Below are 16937 nucleotides of genomic sequence, written 5' to 3'. Positions count from 1 at the left end.
AGATGAGGACGATGCTGGACATTATTAAAAAAGCGGGTGTAGGAGCGGTGGAGGCATCGAGCCCGGTTGCCCTGCTGTATGGTGTGGTGCTCAGCGTATCGCCTTTGCAGGTGCAGGTGGAGCAGCGCTTCACTCTGCCGGAATCCGCTCTTGTCATAACGGAACAGCTTACCGAGTACAAGGTGCGCATCGGCGGAGAAGAGGTTACGATCCGTGAAGGGCTGTATGCTGGGGATCGGCTGCTGCTCGCCCGTATGCAGGGAGGACAAAGCTACGTTGCACTCGATAGGGTGGTGGGTACATGATCCCGAAGTCAAGGTTCGAGCCGGAGATTGAAGATGCTCCCACGATGATGGAGTATACGGAGCAGCCTACGCGCACCTATCGGCTGGATATAGAGGCTGGGCGCATTTTAGGAATGACAGATGGCTTGGAAGCGATACGGCAGGCCGTGCTTAAAATTCTGTTGACGGAACGTTTCGAGTATTTGATTTACAGCCCGGATTATGGATCTGAGCTTCGCGCACAGCTTGGTTATAGCTTGGGATTCGTGAAGTCGGAGCTGGAGCGCACGATATCGGAAGCTTTGCTGCAGGATGACCGCATTTTGCGCGTAGGCGAGTTTGCCTTCGAGCAAACGGGAGACGCTCTGCATGTTCATTTTACGGTTGAGACGGTTTTAGGACAGTTGGAAATGAAGAAGGAGGTGAAGATGGATGGCTGAATGGGAACAAGGTGCTTGGAACGTGCCTCGATTGGAGGACATGATGGAGCGAATGCTGGAACGCGTTCCGAATGACGTGGACAAGCGGGAAGGCAGTATCATTTACGATGCGCTTGCCCCGATTGCTTTGGAGTTGGTACAGGCTTATACGGACTTGCATTTTCAAAATGAACTGTCGTATGCAGATACATCAAGCGGCGAATATTTGGAGCGGCGCACGGCTGAATATGGAGTGAAGCGCAAGCCGGCCACAGCAGCCAAACGCAAGGGATTGTTTTATGATGCGGCAGGCAAGCCATTCGATGTGCCTTTGAGATCCCGCTTTTCAACGATTGAGCTTAATTATGTAGTCATCGAACGATTATCGGCAGGTGCGTTCGTGCTCGAATGTGAAAGCAAGGGCGCAAAAGGAAATGAATACTACGGCTCCTTAATGCCGGTTGATTACGTGGATGGTCTTGCCCGAGCTGAATTAGCGGAGGTAATTGCGCCAGGCGCGGATGCGGAATCGGATGAATCGCTGAGACGTCGGTTCTTCGAGGCCGTGAATGAACAGCCATTCGGGGGCAATGCAGCCGACTATAAGAAGAAGGTAACCTCTCTTTCAGGTGTAGGCGGCGTGAAAATATTTCCGGTATGGAAAGGCGGGGGCACGGTAAAGTGCACCATCATATCGAGCAGCTTCGAATCTCCGTCTGCTGAGCTGGTGAAGGATGTGCAGACGATCATCGATCCAGAGGTGAATCAAGGCAAGGGAATGGGCTTTGCGCCGATTGGCCATACCGTCACCATTAAGGGGGCAGTATCCGTAAGCATTCATGTGTCGACCACACTTACGCTTGAAGCGGGAATATCCGTGTCACAGGTGAAGGCGGACGTTGAAAAAGTGATCGCCGATTACTTGCGGACGCTGCGTATGAGTTGGAAAGAGGAAGACCGAACCGTCGTGCGTGTGAGTCAACTGGAAGCCCGTATTTTGAATGTAAAGGGTATCGCAGATATTGCGGATACGAAGCTGAACGACAAGGGAGCCAATGTGGAGCTGGACACGGAAGAGCTGCCGGTCATGGGGACGGTGACCTTGAATGGCTGAACCGTTGCTTAAGCGTTTGCCTGACTTTTACCATGACGTTAAGGAAATGGTTCTGCTTATGGAGACGCAGGATGGGGAAAAGGAGAAGCTGCTGGCCGCCATGCAAAGGCTGTTCGACGATCAGTTCGTCATGACTGCAAGCGAGGATGCAATTGCAAGGCGGGAGCGGATGCTGAATATTCTCCCGGATCGCGATGCGGAATCGATCGATTTCCGGCGCAGACGGATTATCAACCGCTACACGACGAAGCCGCCGTTTACGATCCGGTATTTGCAGGAGAAGCTGGACTTTTTGCTCGGCAAGGACAAGGCTCGGGCTGTTGTGGATGCGGATGCCTTCCTGCTGCGCATCGTTGCCAACATTACGGATGCCGCCGTATTCAAGGAGGTTGGGCACACGGTATACGCAGTGAAGCCTGCCAACTTGGTCTATCAACAGGAGACGGCGCTGCTGTCCAATGTAGGAGTGAATGAGAATATATACCGCTCGGATTTGAAGCGGACGACAAGGCTTTCGACGACGTGGAAGCTGGGACGTTCGCCATTTGCCGAGCGCGGGCCGGAGGTGCAGATCAAATGATCGAATCAACGCTGCTGAAAGAACTGGCGACCCATGTCAACACGCGAATTGCCAAGGTCGTGCTGAATAAAACGCATGAGATTACAGAGTTTACGGTGAAGCAAGTATCAAAGAGCGTCGTCAATCTGGAATATATGATTCCGCTTGGATCTGTGGACAGCGTATCGCTGATCGAGCTTCGGGCTGCTGACGGCACGGTGCTGACGTCGAATGACGTCTACATCCCGCTTACGTCCGATACGATCATCAAGCAGCCGATTACAGTGAAGGAGGTGGCCTAATGCCATACGAGGCGAAGACAAACTGGAAGTACGACGACACCGTCACGGAAAAGGATCTGAACCGCATTGAGCAAGGCCTGAAGGACGCCCATGTGGCGGAGTATAAGGAACTGACGTTGGAGCCAGGTGTCCAGATCGTGGATGTCCCAGAGGATACTCCCTTCCGCATGGGGGAGATTCGCGGGCGGACGTTGGTTAATTTGTTAGGACGTGCGGGAAGTTGCACTGATCAAACACTTTGGAATTTATGGCAATCATCAACAGCCACACATAGCAGCTTTATTGGATTACAAGTAAAAGTGCATCCAGATAAAGTATACGGTAACGCTCATAATTTCATCGATAATGTAAAATATGACCAGGCCTATGTTGTTGTCGGAAACTTAGAAAATGGTACGACAGGCGGTAGGGTTCGTTTGGAAACGCAAGAGTTCGATGGTGAGAAAGTAATAAATAGCTATTACTCCAATGAAATTACGAATGTTTCTATCCGTCAACCAATGCATTTGGCATTTGCAATTTCTGATTCACGTACGAAACGATTTTCCGTCAACCTTACGGTAGTAGCTGATGCTACAGAGGTAACAGGATACTTTGATTCAATTCGAGTTTATGAAATCCCAAAGGCGGACGTAGAAAAAATTAATGGCATGACTTCAGAAGAAGTCTCAGCATATTATTCGTATGTTGACTCGATGACGAACATCATCAACCCGTATGCTATCGGGATATCAGGCAACCTACTGCCTCCGTTTACGGAGTGGGTTTTAGGCGCGGAACGTACAGCTAATGTAATGTACACTCAGCCTTATGATATCGTGATCACTTCTCCTAGTAAGGGACAGCAAGCTTATTATTTTGATCTTGTTGCTGTTCCGAATAAGACGTATACATTGAGTTCGAGCAAAGGACGAATGTATTGCGGTGTAGACGATGCTAACGGTACTAAAAGATATATTGCAGACGTAGACGGCGGGAAGGTTACCTTTACAACGTCAAGTACAGCAAAGGCTATTCGTGTACAATGTTTGAATCTTGTAAGTTATATAGATATCAATAACCCATCCACATTCGTTTATGGGGAAGGTGATTTCGAATTTAAGAACCCAATGCTCACGCTAACATCTGAACTGCAGTCATTCTCGCCAATGAATCGCAGCGTGTGGGCAGCCGAATGCAAGCTAGCCGCTAATCCGGTAGACGGCAGCAATGCAGACATGCTTAACATGAATGAAGATGGATTGCCGTATGTACTGGAAAAGTGGGGCAAGCTGCCGTTAATAGAAGGGCAACAATGGGTACTAGTCGCAACATATACGGGTTTTAAACAGGTAGGTGAATCAAATAATATATACCCAATTACGGGAAATCAAGGACTTGTAGTTAAGCATGACGGTAAGCTACTTCCAAACTTTACGGGAATTCCAGCCAGTTCAGATATGGGAACAATATCCCAAAATTCTGGGCAATTGCATATTACAGTCTCTAATAAAGACAGCGGATGGGGCGATAACTACAAACCGGAACCTGACGAAATCAAGTCATATTTCTTGGGCTGGAAAATGTACGACACCGAAACTTCAAAAACAACAGAACCATATAATCGTACAGATGGAAAGTATAAAGGGTGGGTACGGCGTAATGACGCTGGGCAGTTTGTGGATGGAACCGGAACGTTGCCAACGACAGAAGCGCCGCGCAACAGCCGTTGGACGCCGTATCGCCTCCAATATCTCAAAGCGAAGCCAACGGTTAAGCCCGTTAAGAATTACGAAACTGGCCTGACACTCTCGAAAGGCTGGAACATGGTAGAGGTCAGTAGCGACATTATGATTCGGGAGAAGGCGAAGCCTACGTACTATTCGCCCAATGAAAATTACTATATCAACAATACAGCAGTAAGTGGAAGCCTACTAAAGAATAAGGTGTCTCACATGCTGAGGGTTTACCGCAATGGACAGGTTGATAATACCGCAAAGATCGAAAATGATGCTAACGCATATGGCAAGCAGCACGTTAGATTTTTACCGTCAGACTTTGACCCCTCCGCAGTCTACCACGTCACATACATGATGCTAGACCCGACTCTGTCGGCTCCTATCAGCGGCAGCATAGCGACGAATCTACGGGGCACGGTAACGGATATGGTATCGTGGGCAAGTGATGCAGAACGTAGGCTTTCGGTGGTTGAGAATGGGGAGCAAGATAATCTATCGCCGGAGAGCATAGGAGCTGCGAAAAAATCGGACTTGGATGGACTTACGAAAAATAGTGTGTGTATAAAAAATGGCACAAGCAAAGACCTTAACGCTTACCGTGAGCCGGGGCTTTTCTTCATCGGCAGCCTGAACGAATACACTAACAGTCCGTCACCTGATTTGGGGTTCAGTTGGGGGATCCTGCGTGTAGAGACGTTAGGGACAACCGCCTATGTGGTTCAGTCGTACACATGCGTTTTAAATAATGTCACCTTTACACGTTCCAAAGCGGAGAATGCATCCGGTAGAGATTGGACGCCTTGGATAGTTTCTATAAAGGCAGATTATGACGGAATTTTACGTTTATCTAACTGGTTAGATATCCGTGGTGACGCTGGCCTACTACACCTGTATGGAACAACACATGGCTATATCACATTCAACCAAGGCGGCGTACGTAGAGGATACGTGGGAATAGGCGATCCAAACGCACCGGGTAATTTAACCCTTTCAGCTGACAACGGAAACCTGTGGCTTAATGCAGGTGATGGTGGCGTGTTTGTGCAAGGTCGAAACATCCTATACGAGATAGACCAGCTAAAAACGTCTGGCGTTAATAACAAGCAGGCGCTTGTCGACGCGCTTAACGCCAAGGGGATAGCCGCGTCAATTAACGAAGATTGGGGGGGGTTAATTGCTAAAGTAGGGCAAGCTGCTATTTTTAAATCGGCGTATGTCAGTAATGAACATAAAGTTACAACTAGTACAACGGATCGATTTAATTTTTTCGATATGCCAGCAGGAACTACAAAAGTGAATTTCACTTCTGATCCGGAAGGGACAACGTCAATATATGAATCTAGTAATTATTATAACGGTACGGATATGGCGTTTGTGGTTCGAGACGCGTTTGGAAATGAGTGCTATGTTGGCAGTAGTTACAGAGGACAAACCATGTACCTATATAGCTTTATGATAGATACGGCAGCCAATAACGCTAGATACACGTATTTTGATGGCGATAATAACAAGCAGGTTTCAGTTATAAATAAAGCGGCAAATTTAAATCCTGCTGGTGGACTGTCTTTTGGAACTTATATTTACGGTACAGGTTATGCTGTAACGGCAAAGGTTGCTGGCCTGTTAACGTATGCATAAAGGAGGAGTACCATGTACGTAGTATACAAAGAAACATCGCAAGGAACGTTAGTCACAACAGTATATATGAATCCGACACCTGAACAAATGGAAAAGTCAGGGATCGAAATCAACGGCAAATTCCCAACGCCGGACGCCATTCCTGGAATGGTTCCAGTGCTAAAGGTAGACGTCGAAATGGAGCGGCTTTACTATGACTATGGACGGCCGGATACACTAGAATCCAGAGTTGCTGAATTGCAGACCGAAAACGAGAATCTGAAAAAAGAGAACGCCGCATTGTTGTTACAGGTAGCTGGTCTGGATGCGTCAGGTCAGCAGCTTACGCAAGATCATGCAACACTACTATTACAGCTAGCTGAAAAAGGAGTGATCTAATATGGACTGGTTCACAACGATTAAACGGTACTATGATATGGGGATCTACAAAAACGATCCGAAAGATTCGTTATATGTCGGGAAGTTCTGCGAGTTTGGCAAGATTACGCCAGAACAATTTAAAGAAATTACCGGTGAGACATACTCTGCAATATAGCCCCTATTAAAACTTACCCTCTCGATTCCTTTCACAACGAAAAGGGCCGACTTTCGCCGGCCCTATCCCTTTTCTAATTGTAATCCTACAACGTCTGCAGCACAAAGTGCAGCACGAACAACAGTGATATCCCATAGAACAATGGCTTCACTTCGCGTCCCTTGCCCACGGCAAGATGGAACAACGCGTAGCTGATGAACCCGACTGCAATCCCGTCGACGATGCTGTGCATGAGCGGGATGAACGCGATAATGAAGAACGCGGGAAGACCCTTGTGCATTGCATCGAATTCGATCTTTTTCACGCTTGGCATCATCAGGCCGCCGATAAAGATCAGTATCGGAGCTACGGCTTGATCAGGTACCAATGTCAGTACCGGTAATGCAACCAATGTACCTGCAAACAGGATCCCCGTAACGATAGACGTGAGCCCCGTCCGACCACCAGCAGAAATGCCAGCAGCAGTCTCAACCGTCGAGACATTCGGGCTTGTGCCGAACAATCCGCAAGTAATGACGGAAATCGCATTGGCCTGCAAGGATCGCTTAAATCGTTCCGGATTCCCGCTCATTTGCAGGTGCGCATTTACAAGCCCCACATTTTCGAACACAATGACGAGCGTCAGCGAGAAGGTTGCTACAGCAAGTGTAACAGCCGACATGCCTTGAAACGTGAACTGGCCGAATACATCCCCATATGCAGCCCACGAAAAAGACCCGCCTGTTGCTGCGCTAGCGTTAGGCACTGCACCAACTGCATAAGCGAGAGCTGTTCCTGCAATAATGGCGATGAGCAAGTTGCCCGGAACGTTGCGCATGAACAGAATGCATGTAAGAGCCAATGTCGCGAGGGTAACAAGCACTCCAGGATCAGCAAAGGACTGCAATGCAATCATCGTAGACTGATTGGGGACGATAACGCCGCCCTTTTGCAGACCGATTAAAACGAGCATAAGCCCGATCCCTACAGAAATAGCCTCCTGCAATGATTCTGGGATTGCTGCCCGCAGCTGCCCCGCAAGTGACGTGAAGCTAATTGCCGTAAAGCAAACACCGGATAATACCACGACACCCAGCGCTTGCTGCCACGTCATGCCCATGCCATGCACGAGCGTGTAGGTGAACATCGCGTTAATGCCCATGCCGGGCACTAGAATAATGGGGGATTTGCCCCATATGCCCATTAACAAGCAGCCGACAGACGAAGCGAGCACGGTTGCGATAATTCCCGCTTCCTGCGGTATGCCTGCATCTGCCAATATTGATGAATTTACAATGACAATATAGACGATAGCGAAGAAGGACACGACACCGGCCAGCAGTTCCTGCCGCCAGTTGATTCGCGCAGCTTCAGAAGCGTCATTCAAGGATGCTTCTGTCTTCGATTGTATATGTTCCTTTTGGCGGACCAATCGTAAACCTGCTTTCCATCGTAGCCCCTCACCCAACCCTTAGCATGAAATAGAGGAAATTCAAAAAGTCTACTTGTGATCACGAAGAACGACAGAAAGTAGTTTGTGCTGAAAACCGGCCTTTTTGAATATGCACTCATAAAAAACTATGCCCGAATACAAATTCGCGCATAAGTTGCTCTTATTGTATCACATGACCACTTCAAATAATCAAGTGATGTTTGACTTTCCTGCAATTTGTACAATGATCCACCTTGCATCAACCCGTGAAATTACATATAATAAATAACTAATTGATTGTTCAAAACTATGGTCAACACATGCGAAGATGGAGATAAGTACACAGTACCGCTTGCCAGGGAGGCAGCGCCGCAGATTGAGAGCGCTGCTGAAGAATGGACTGTCGAAATTCACTCCGGAGCAGGCGCCTTGAACTGGCACGTCACGTACGGTGAAGCTGCTGCAGTAGAGGTTCCCGGACTCGCGGCACGTTATTGCTGCTACAAGTGAGATTTTGGATTGGATCATAACCTCCGTATTCGGAGTGCATGCCAATCGGATCTAATTAGGGTGGTACCACGGTCTTCTCGTCCCTTGTGACGAGAAGGCCTTTTTTTATTTCGAGTGGAAATGAAGGGGGCTTACACAATGAAGGAGCGTTTACAGGCACTGCGCGCCGAAGCGCTGGAAAAGCTGCAGCAAGTAAAGGATGCAGGTCATTTAAATGATTTGCGTGTTAAATTCCTCGGTAAAAAAGGTGAGCTGACAGAAGTACTGCGCGGCATGGGCAGCTTGTCGGCAGAAGAGCGTCCGCTCATCGGTCAAGTGGCGAACGAAGTGCGCGGAGCCATTGAGACATTCATCGAGGAGAAGCAAGCGGCTTTTCTCCGTGAAGAGACAGAGCGTCGTCTTCAGGAAGAAACAATTGACGTGACACTGCCGGGCCGCCCAATGACGGTTGGTGCGGTTCACCCGCTGAACAAGGTTATTCAACAAATTGAAGACATTTTCATCGGTATGGGATACACGGTAGCAGAAGGTCCGGAAGTGGAGCAGGACTACTATAACTTTGAAGCGCTGAACCTGCCGAAGGATCACCCTGCACGCGATATGCAGGATTCGTTCTACATCACCGAAGACATCCTGATGCGTACGCAAACATCGCCGGTACAAGTGCGTACTATGGAAGCAATGAAGGGGAAAGGGCCAGTTAAAATTATCTGCCCAGGCCGCGTATATCGCCGCGATGACGATGACGCAACGCATTCCTTCATGTTCCATCAGATTGAAGGACTCGTGATCGATAAGAACATCCGCATGAGTGACTTGAAGGGAACGCTGCTTCAATTCGCGCAAGAAATGTTCGGTTCCAAAACACAAATTCGCTTGCGTCCAAGCTTCTTCCCGTTCACGGAGCCAAGCGTTGAGGTCGACTTGACTTGTATGAAATGCGGCGGCAGCGGCTGCCGAATCTGCAAACAAACAGGCTGGATCGAGATTCTGGGAGCAGGCATGGTTCATCCGCGCGTGCTTGAAATGGGCGGCTATGATCCGAAGGAGTATTCCGGCTTCGCATTCGGTATGGGTGTAGAGCGTATTGCCATGTTGAAATACGGCGTGGACGATATTCGCCATTTCTATACGAACGATATGAAATTCGTGCAGCAGTTCGCGCGGATGTAGTCAAAATAAAAGTTCAAAAAGTTCGGTTTTCAGCACCAAGAAGGTTGCGGGAACTTGAAGCGGATGCTTTCGTAGCGAGTTTGCTTTGCAAAACTTGTAAGGAAGCGCGGAGTGCAGGCAAACTACATGAGCACTTGAAATGTTTCCAAAGGAAACCTACATCGAAAGCATTCGCTCTTCGAGAGTGAGTGCGAGATTCGATGTCGAGTTACTTCCTGTGTTGCTTCGTGATCAAAAGCGGACTTTTTGAACCACCTCTTAACAGAAGAAAGGAAGAGAGCGAGAAATGAACGTATCCTACCAATGGCTATCGCAATATATCGACTTGACCGGCGTTTCTGCTGAAGAAATCGCGGAACGCATGACGCGTGCCGGTATCGAGATCGACTCGGTGGAGAACCGTAATCAAGGACTCGACCACATCGTCGTGGGCTATGTCGTATCCAAGGAGAAGCATCCAGATGCGGATAAGCTGAACGTGTGCCAAGTAGACGTAGGCGCAGAAGAAAAACTGCAAATCGTGTGCGGCGCGAAAAACGTAGATGCAGGACAAAAGGTTCCAGTTGCTACGATTGGCGCAGTTATGCCAGGCGGCATGAAAATCAAGCGCGCTAAGCTGCGCGGCGTTGAATCCCAAGGCATGATCTGCTCAGCGAAGGAGCTTGGCATGAATGACAAGCTGCTTCCGAAGGAAATGCAGGAAGGCATTCTCGTACTGCCAGCAGATACAGATCTCGGAACACCAATCGCTGACGTGCTCGGTTTGAACGATCATGTGCTGGAGCTTGACCTTACACCAAACCGCTCAGACTGCCTAAGCATGCTCGGTGTTGCACATGAAGTAAGCGCGTTGCTGGAGCGTCCTGCGCGTTTGCCAGAGCAGGATGTGAAGGAAAGCGCTGAAGCTGCCTCAAGCAAAGTGAAGATTAGTATTAGCGCTGCGGAAGGCTGCACGCACTACGCAGCACGCTATATTGCAGGCGTAACGATTAAGCCATCTCCATTGTGGCTGCAAAATCGCTTGCTTGCAGCAGGCGTTCGTCCAATCAACAATATCGTTGATGTAACGAACTTCGTCATGCTGGAATATGGACAGCCGCTGCATGCGTTTGACGCAGATAAGCTGAATGGTGGAGGAACGATCGACGTTCGCTTTGCGAATGAAGGTGAGGGACTGGTTACGCTTGACGGCCAAGAACGCAAGCTGGAACCGCATATGCTGCTCATTACAGACGGCGTGAAGCCAGTTGCGCTTGCAGGAGTTATGGGCGGTGAGAACTCCGAAGTATCTTCGGATACAGTGAACATTTTGCTTGAGTCCGCTCACTTCACGGGCAGCGTGGTACGCAAAACGTCCCGTCAATTGGGATTGCGCTCCGAAGCTTCTCTGCGCTTCGAGAAAGAAGTGAATCCAGAGGCGGTCATACCTGCATTGAACCGTGCGGCTGAACTGATCCGTACACTTGCTGACGGTGAAGTGTATGCGGGGATCGTAGAGCAGAAAACAGCATCTTTGGAACGCAAAGTAATCGAGCTGACATTGGATAGAACAAACCGTTTGCTTGGTACATCGTTAACATCCGAAGAGGTTCGCAAAATTATGGAGCGTCTTGGCTTCGAATTCGTTGAAAAATCCGAAGGCAGCTTCGCCATCACAGTGCCAACTCGCCGTGGCGATATTACGCGCGATGTAGACTTGATCGAGGAAGTTGCGCGTATTTACGGCTATGACAATATTCCGGTAACGGCTATAGAAGGTTCGACAACGCCAGGCCATCTGACGAAGGGACAAAGCATCCGCCGCGCGATCCGCCGTGTGTTGACAGACAATGGCTTGAATGAGGTCGTGACGTATTCCTTTACAAACCCTGCGGATACAGCATTGTTCCCATCCTTCTTGGAAGATGCAGTGCCTGTTCGCTTGGCAATGCCGATGAGCGAAGAGCGCAGTGTGCTGCGCACGAACCTGACGCCAGGGCTTATTGATGTAGCGGTGTACAACCGCAACCGCAAGCACGAGGATATAAGCATCTTCGAACTGGGCACACTGCATCTGACGAAGGAAGAGCAGTTGACTGCTCAACCGAAGGAAGTGCTGGTTGCTTCTTTACTGATGACAGGCAAGCGCAATGCTGCACAGTGGAATGTGAAGGCAGAACCGGTTGATTTCTATGATATGAAAGGTGTGCTTGACAGCCTCGTATCGTACTTTGGTTTGGAAGGACGTGTGCGTTATGCGGCAGATCGCCCGCAAGGTTTGCATCCAGGACGTTCCGCGTCGCTATATTTGACGGGAGAACACGGGGAACAGCATATCGGCTTCATTGGTCAATTGCACCCAGAGGTACAACATGCCAAGGATGTAGCAGACACGTATGTTGCCGAGATTTTGATGCAGCCGTTGATCGATGCGGCAGACTTCGATATTGAATACCGCAGCCTTCCGCGTTATCCGGCTGTAGATCGAGATATTGCGATCGTGTTGGATCGTGGAGCCGAGGTAGGACAAGTCGTTGCGCTTGCTAAGGAGACTGCAGGCGAGCTGCTTGAATCTGTAAATGTGTTCGACGTCTACACAGGTGAGCATGTTGCGGAAGACAAGAAGAGCGTTGCGATTTCACTCGTGTATCGTCATCCAGAGCATACCTTCACAGACGAAGAGATTACAGAGCTTCACGGCAAGGTCGTGGCAGCAATCGAATCGAACTTCAAGGCAGAGTTGAGAAAGTAAGGCAGCATCTATAAATAGAAGATCAAGAAGTTGGGACGGATATTCCGCTCCCAACTTTTTTTATGGGCAAACAAAGAGTGATAATTCTATATCATTCCTAGAATAGAGAAATAAAGAAATATACATAGAGAGTTCCTAAAAGGCCTGTATTTGCAATTCCGCTGCTGCTGCCCCTATAATAGGGAAACCCTGAAATAGCAGGGTATATGAGATGTTTTTTTGCTCTAAAAATCTATGAAATGAAACTTGACTTTCCTCTATACGTAGGAGGAAAAGAGCGGTGATATATCGAATTATCTAGTAGAGTTTGCATATGAGGTGCAAACAGGGAATAAATTGTTGCTGCATGCGGGCTGCAAGCTCCAGCATGGCACGTGAAGGTAAGGAGGACCAATGAATGACTAGTCCGGATAATAAGCATCGAGTAGCGGTTGAAATATATGGAACACAATATAAATTGGTAGGCACAACTAGCAAGGATTACATGCGCAATGTAGCGGCGATGGTGGATGAGCATATGCGAAGCATCGCGAATGCCAACTCGCGTCTTGATACAACGCGCATTGCAGTATTGTCTGCGGTACATATTGCTGAGCAAGTACAGAAAGTGAAGGATGAGCAAGTACAGCTTAGCTCGTCTTTGAAGGAAGTTGAAGCAGCGAATCATAATTTGTCGAAGCAACTGACACAGGTTCAGACGGAATCGGAGCAAGCGCTGGAGAAGCTGCGTCAGGAGTCTGCACAGAAGCTGGAGAAGCTGCAAACCGAGCTGAACAATGAGAAAGCGAAGGCTGAAAAGCAGACGGCAGAGCTTCGTGCAGAAACGGCAAAGCTGAAGGAAACAAATCAGCAATTGGCCGAGAAGCATAAGGCTTCGGAAGAGCGTGTGCATAAGCTGACCGAGCAGGTGAAGGAGACGGAGCGTCGGATTCAATCGTTGACGGCGCGTGAAAATGAACAGAAGAAGAAGCTGCAGCAAGTTGAAGAACGGCTGAAGGCTGTTCTGGAAGAAAAGCAGAAGGCGGAGCAGCTCCATGCGCGTACACTCAAGGAAAAGCTGGAGGAGACAGAGCGTCTATGGAGTACGAAGCTGAATGAGCAAAATCAAACTTGGGAATCACAGCTTCAAGACTCGGAGCAGAGCTGGCAGCAGAGAATGACAGAGTCCGAGCAGAGCTGGCAGGAGAAGTTGTCACAAACTGAGCAAGATTGGCAAGCCAAGTATACGGAGACCGAGCAGCAATGGCAGAACAAGCTTACCGACACAGAGCAAGGATGGCAGAAGCAGTTCGATGAAGCCAAACAGAGCTGGAGTCGTAAGCTTTCGAATAAGGAACAAAGCTGGCAGGAAGAGCGAAATTTGCGGGAGCAGGAATGGACAGATAAGCTGAACGTCAAGGAACAGCAATGGCGCGAGCAGCTTGAATCTGAAAAGCGTAATGCCGAGCAGATCTCAGCGGATTGGGAAGAACAGCTTGCGGAGCAGACCGCCGCATGGGAAGGACAATTGGCAGCCCAGACAACAGATTGGGAGTCGCGCTTAGCGAAGAGAGAAGCGGAACTGGTTCAAGATCGAGATAAGCAGCTCACAATGCTTAAGCAGCAGCATGAAACGAATGTGAAGCAGTTGCAGCAAAAGCATGAACAGTACGCTCAGCAGTTGAAGTTTGCCCAAGATAACCAGCGCAAGCAAGCAGAAGAGCGCCATGCTGCCAAAGTAAAAGAATTGTCCGAGCAACATGCTAAAGAAATCGAGCAGGTGAAGGCTGAGCAGCATTCCAATTTGGCGAAGGCGCAAGCGGAACAGAAGCAGGCCTTGGATGAGGCGCAGGCACTGCATCAGAAGGCGCTGAATGAAGTAAAGGCACAGTGCGAGAAGGATATTGCACAGCTGCAGGCTGATCAGAAGCAAGCAATGGACGAAATGCAGTCACTTCATCAAGAGGCTTTGAAGGAAGCGAAAGCAAAATACGAGGAAGAAATCATTCAACTGCTTGCTAATCAACAGGAAGCGATGGGAGAAGCGCAGGCGCTGAATCAGCAGGCGTTGGACGAAGCTAAGGCAAAATACGAAAAGGAAACTGCTCAATTGCACGCCGAGTTGGCGGAAGCCAAGTCAAGGCATGAACTGGAGCTGGATCAATTGATCACTGAGCATCTGGAGCAGTTGGAACAAGCTGAAACGGATAAAAGAACGTCAATGATGGAGCTTGAGGATAAGTGGAAGCAAGAGCTTGCTCGGGCAGAATCTGAACGCAGCAAGGCTGTTCAGCAGGTTGAGGCTGTATATCAAGAGAAGCTGCAGCATTCTGAGCAAGAGCGTGTACGTGCATTGAAGGAAGCAACTGAACAACATGAAGAGCAGCAGCTTGATTTGCTTGCGCAGCTTGAGCAGCAGGAGCAAGAACTGATCGCTCGGTATGAGCGGCAGAATGAAGAACTGCGTACTCAATATGAACAGCAGAAGCAGGTGCAGTGGGCTCAACATGAGGAGAAGCTGCTAGAAGCGCGTGCTCAGTATGAGAAGCAACTGGCAGAAGAGCGTGCCCAGCATGAGAAGCAGCAGCAGGAAGAGCGTGCTCAATACGAGGATCAGTTGCAGGAGGAGCTTGCTCACTATGAGGAGCAGTTGGCAGAAGAGCGTGCTCAACATGAAGAGCAACTGAAAGAAGTGCGCGTTCAATCGGAGAAGCGCCAGGAAGAACAGCAAGCTCAGTACGAGCAGAAAATCCAGGAACTGCGTGCTCAATATGAAGGCGATATAGATGCCTGGACTGTACTACAGGATGAAGCTTTAGCGGCACACGCCAAGGAGTTGGAGGAATTAGAGCAATCCTTGCGAGCGGAAGCTGAACTGGCGATGCAAAAGAAGGACGCCCGCATCCATCAGCTTGAAGGCCACTTAGGACGCGCGGAAGAGCTGGATCGTGCGCGTCAAGTGGAAATGGAACGCCTCATTCGCGTTAGAGATAATGTACAGGCTGAAGCGGCTGATTTGCAGCAACAGATTGACGCGATGAAGCAAAGTATGGAAGAAGAGCTTGAAGCACTTCGGAATCAGTATGACCGGCAGCTGAATGAACGTCTCGAACAAGAACGAGCAGCATGGATGCGTGAAGCGGATCAGGCGCGAGCTGCGTTGCAGGAGCAATTCGAAGCAGAACGGAGCGCATGGCAGGCGAACATTGAAAAAGAACAAGATGCTCTATACGATCAACTTGCCGAGTTCGAAGATAAGTGCCGCAAGATGGAATTGGAGAAGGAAGAACTGCAAGCTTCCTACGCAAGCATTCAGCAGGCGCAGCATGAAGCCGCTGCTTCCGTGGCAGAAGCGAAGCAGCAGGTGGAGGAAGTGCAATCCCGCTATGTGCAGTTAGAAGAAGAACAACAGCTCTATATTGCAGAGCTTGAACAATATGAAGAAGCTAAGGCACGGGCGCAGCAGCGTGAACAGGAATGGGCACAGCAAGAGCAGCAATGGTCGGACACAACTGCAGCATGGAGTGAAGACCGTGAGCATCTGCAACGGCTGGTCGAACAGTTGCGATCTGAGGTCGAGGAAGCGAAGAAGCATGCTGAAGAGCAGGCTCGTTCTCATTCTGAGATGGAAGTTATTCAGGAGCAATTCGAGATTCTCTCCCATCAATTCCGATTATCGCAGCTGGAGCGGGAAAAAGAGCGCAGACAAGTGGATGAGACACAGGAAGCTTACACGAAGCTTAGCGATGAATACACGAAGCTCAAGGATGAATATGCCAAGCTTCAGAGTGAATTTAATGAGTGGCTGGAGATGATTGAGTAGCATCAATGAGGGACAAACGAATCAAACATAAGGAACTGCCAAATAAATGATGCATGAAATAGGATTGTTTTTTGACAAGGTATGGAGGGAAGTTGCAGCGGTATTTGCTTCATGGAACGTCCTGGATTACATCATAGTGGGAGCGGCTGTTGCATGTATGGTATTGGGAGCTGTGCGAGGATTCAAATCTATCGCGCTCTCCCTCTTCGGCTATATTGCAGCATTTATCGTTGCAGCCCGATTTTATGTGGATTTTGTACCATGGGTGAGGAAGAGAGTGTTCACCTCAACTAGCAGCGGGACAGGAGCGAATACAGGCGGGGACGCGTCTTTGACGGCTTCATTGATGGATACTGTACACGCTGTCGTCGCCTTTTTGCTGTTGTTTACGTTTGTATTGGTCGGTCTATGGCTTATACGTTTTGCTCTGAAGAAGTTCACAGATGTAAAACCGGTACGAACCGTGGATCGGGTAACAGGAGCTGTGCTCGGCTTGGTGCAGTTTATCTTTTTGTGGTGTATGATATATATTCTGCTGCGAGCTTGGCCTGCTGGAGCATTCCGTAGCTGGGTTGATTCTTCATTATGGGTTGACAGAACCGGAAAGTGGATGCCAGATGTTATGGTTGAGGCTGTAAAGTGGGCTCAGTGGCTATAGTATCTCTTGCTGAATCGTGCGTGTACGTAACTTCAATCACATACATGAACGAATGAACAGACCGCCGTCCCCCAGGTACTAGA

Annotated in this window: 13 protein-coding genes and 1 other annotated feature; of the genes, 12 read left to right on the top strand and 1 reads right to left on the bottom strand. The window is 49.0% G+C overall.

Translation table 11 applies throughout. From position 1 onward, the window contains the following. The first annotated feature begins 2 nt into the window (after positions 1 to 2). The 8 genes from NO352_RS16530 to NO352_RS16495 are packed head-to-tail and all read left to right on the top strand — an operon-like array spanning position 3 to position 6569. Complete coding sequence (locus NO352_RS16530; RefSeq protein WP_171415808.1) at positions 3 to 305, top strand: DUF2577 domain-containing protein; 303 nt, start codon at positions 3 to 5, stop codon at positions 303 to 305. Continuing rightward, positions 302 to 724: a DUF2634 domain-containing protein gene (locus tag NO352_RS16525; RefSeq protein WP_289356167.1), complete on the top strand. Its 423-nt coding sequence runs from the start codon at positions 302 to 304 to the stop codon at positions 722 to 724. Before NO352_RS16530 ends, NO352_RS16525 begins: the two co-directional genes overlap by 4 nt. Next, positions 717 to 1817 (top strand): baseplate J/gp47 family protein, encoded by a 1101-nt coding sequence (locus NO352_RS16520; RefSeq protein WP_163977782.1) that lies wholly within the window; start codon positions 717 to 719, stop codon positions 1815 to 1817. Before NO352_RS16525 ends, NO352_RS16520 begins: the two co-directional genes overlap by 8 nt. Continuing rightward, the gene (locus NO352_RS16515; RefSeq protein ID WP_005548544.1) at positions 1810 to 2397 is read left to right on the top strand and encodes a putative phage tail protein; all 588 of its coding nucleotides are present in this window, start codon (positions 1810 to 1812) and stop codon (positions 2395 to 2397) included. Before NO352_RS16520 ends, NO352_RS16515 begins: the two co-directional genes overlap by 8 nt. After that, a complete protein-coding gene (locus tag NO352_RS16510; RefSeq protein ID WP_289356166.1) occupies positions 2394 to 2678 on the top strand; it encodes a ketopantoate hydroxymethyltransferase in 285 nt (94 codons plus the stop codon). The genes NO352_RS16515 and NO352_RS16510 overlap by 4 nt, the downstream gene beginning before the upstream one ends. Further along, positions 2678 to 6034, top strand: coding sequence for a pyocin knob domain-containing protein (locus NO352_RS16505; protein ID WP_289356165.1), 3357 nt, complete (start codon positions 2678 to 2680; stop codon positions 6032 to 6034). The genes NO352_RS16510 and NO352_RS16505 overlap by 1 nt, the downstream gene beginning before the upstream one ends. A 12-nt stretch (positions 6035 to 6046) precedes the next feature. Further along, the gene (locus NO352_RS16500) at positions 6047 to 6412 is read left to right on the top strand and encodes a hypothetical protein (RefSeq protein WP_289356164.1); all 366 of its coding nucleotides are present in this window, start codon (positions 6047 to 6049) and stop codon (positions 6410 to 6412) included. A 1-nt stretch (position 6413) separates the two neighbouring features. Next, positions 6414 to 6569, top strand: a complete 156-nt coding sequence (locus tag NO352_RS16495; protein WP_005548537.1) for an XkdX family protein — start codon at positions 6414 to 6416, stop codon at positions 6567 to 6569. Positions 6570 to 6654: 85 nt separating this feature from the next. Here the strand turns inward: NO352_RS16495 and NO352_RS16490 are convergent, their stop codons facing one another. After that, the gene (locus NO352_RS16490) at positions 6655 to 7980 is read right to left on the bottom strand and encodes an NCS2 family permease (protein ID WP_289356163.1); all 1326 of its coding nucleotides are present in this window, start codon (positions 7978 to 7980) and stop codon (positions 6655 to 6657) included. A 316-nt stretch (positions 7981 to 8296) separates the two neighbouring features. Further along, positions 8297 to 8578 (top strand) — a binding site (T-box leader). Positions 8579 to 8628: 50 nt separating this feature from the next. Here NO352_RS16490 and pheS point away from each other — a divergent pair. The 4 genes from pheS (at position 8629) to NO352_RS16465 (ending at position 16854) form a co-directional block, all read left to right on the top strand. Continuing rightward, positions 8629 to 9663, top strand: coding sequence for a phenylalanine--tRNA ligase subunit alpha (gene pheS, locus NO352_RS16480; protein ID WP_005548532.1), 1035 nt, complete (start codon positions 8629 to 8631; stop codon positions 9661 to 9663). Positions 9664 to 9949: 286 nt separating this feature from the next. Next, positions 9950 to 12394, top strand: a complete 2445-nt coding sequence (gene pheT / locus NO352_RS16475; RefSeq protein ID WP_289356162.1) for a phenylalanine--tRNA ligase subunit beta — start codon at positions 9950 to 9952, stop codon at positions 12392 to 12394. Positions 12395 to 12791: 397 nt separating this feature from the next. Then, positions 12792 to 16196 carry a cell division protein ZapA gene (zapA, locus tag NO352_RS16470; RefSeq protein ID WP_289356161.1) on the top strand — a complete coding sequence of 1135 codons (3405 nt, stop codon included), beginning with the start codon at positions 12792 to 12794 and terminating at the stop codon, positions 16194 to 16196. 46 nt (positions 16197 to 16242) lie between these two features. Beyond that, positions 16243 to 16854, top strand: a complete 612-nt coding sequence (locus tag NO352_RS16465) for a CvpA family protein (protein WP_005548526.1) — start codon at positions 16243 to 16245, stop codon at positions 16852 to 16854. Positions 16855 to 16937 lie beyond the last annotated feature (83 nt).

The organism is Paenibacillus sp. S-12 (assembly GCF_030363895.1).
GTDB lineage: Bacteria > Bacillota > Bacilli > Paenibacillales > Paenibacillaceae > Paenibacillus_B > Paenibacillus_B alvei.
Note: the sequence above shows the minus strand (reverse complement) of the source record. Positions and strands in the feature narration are given on the sequence as shown.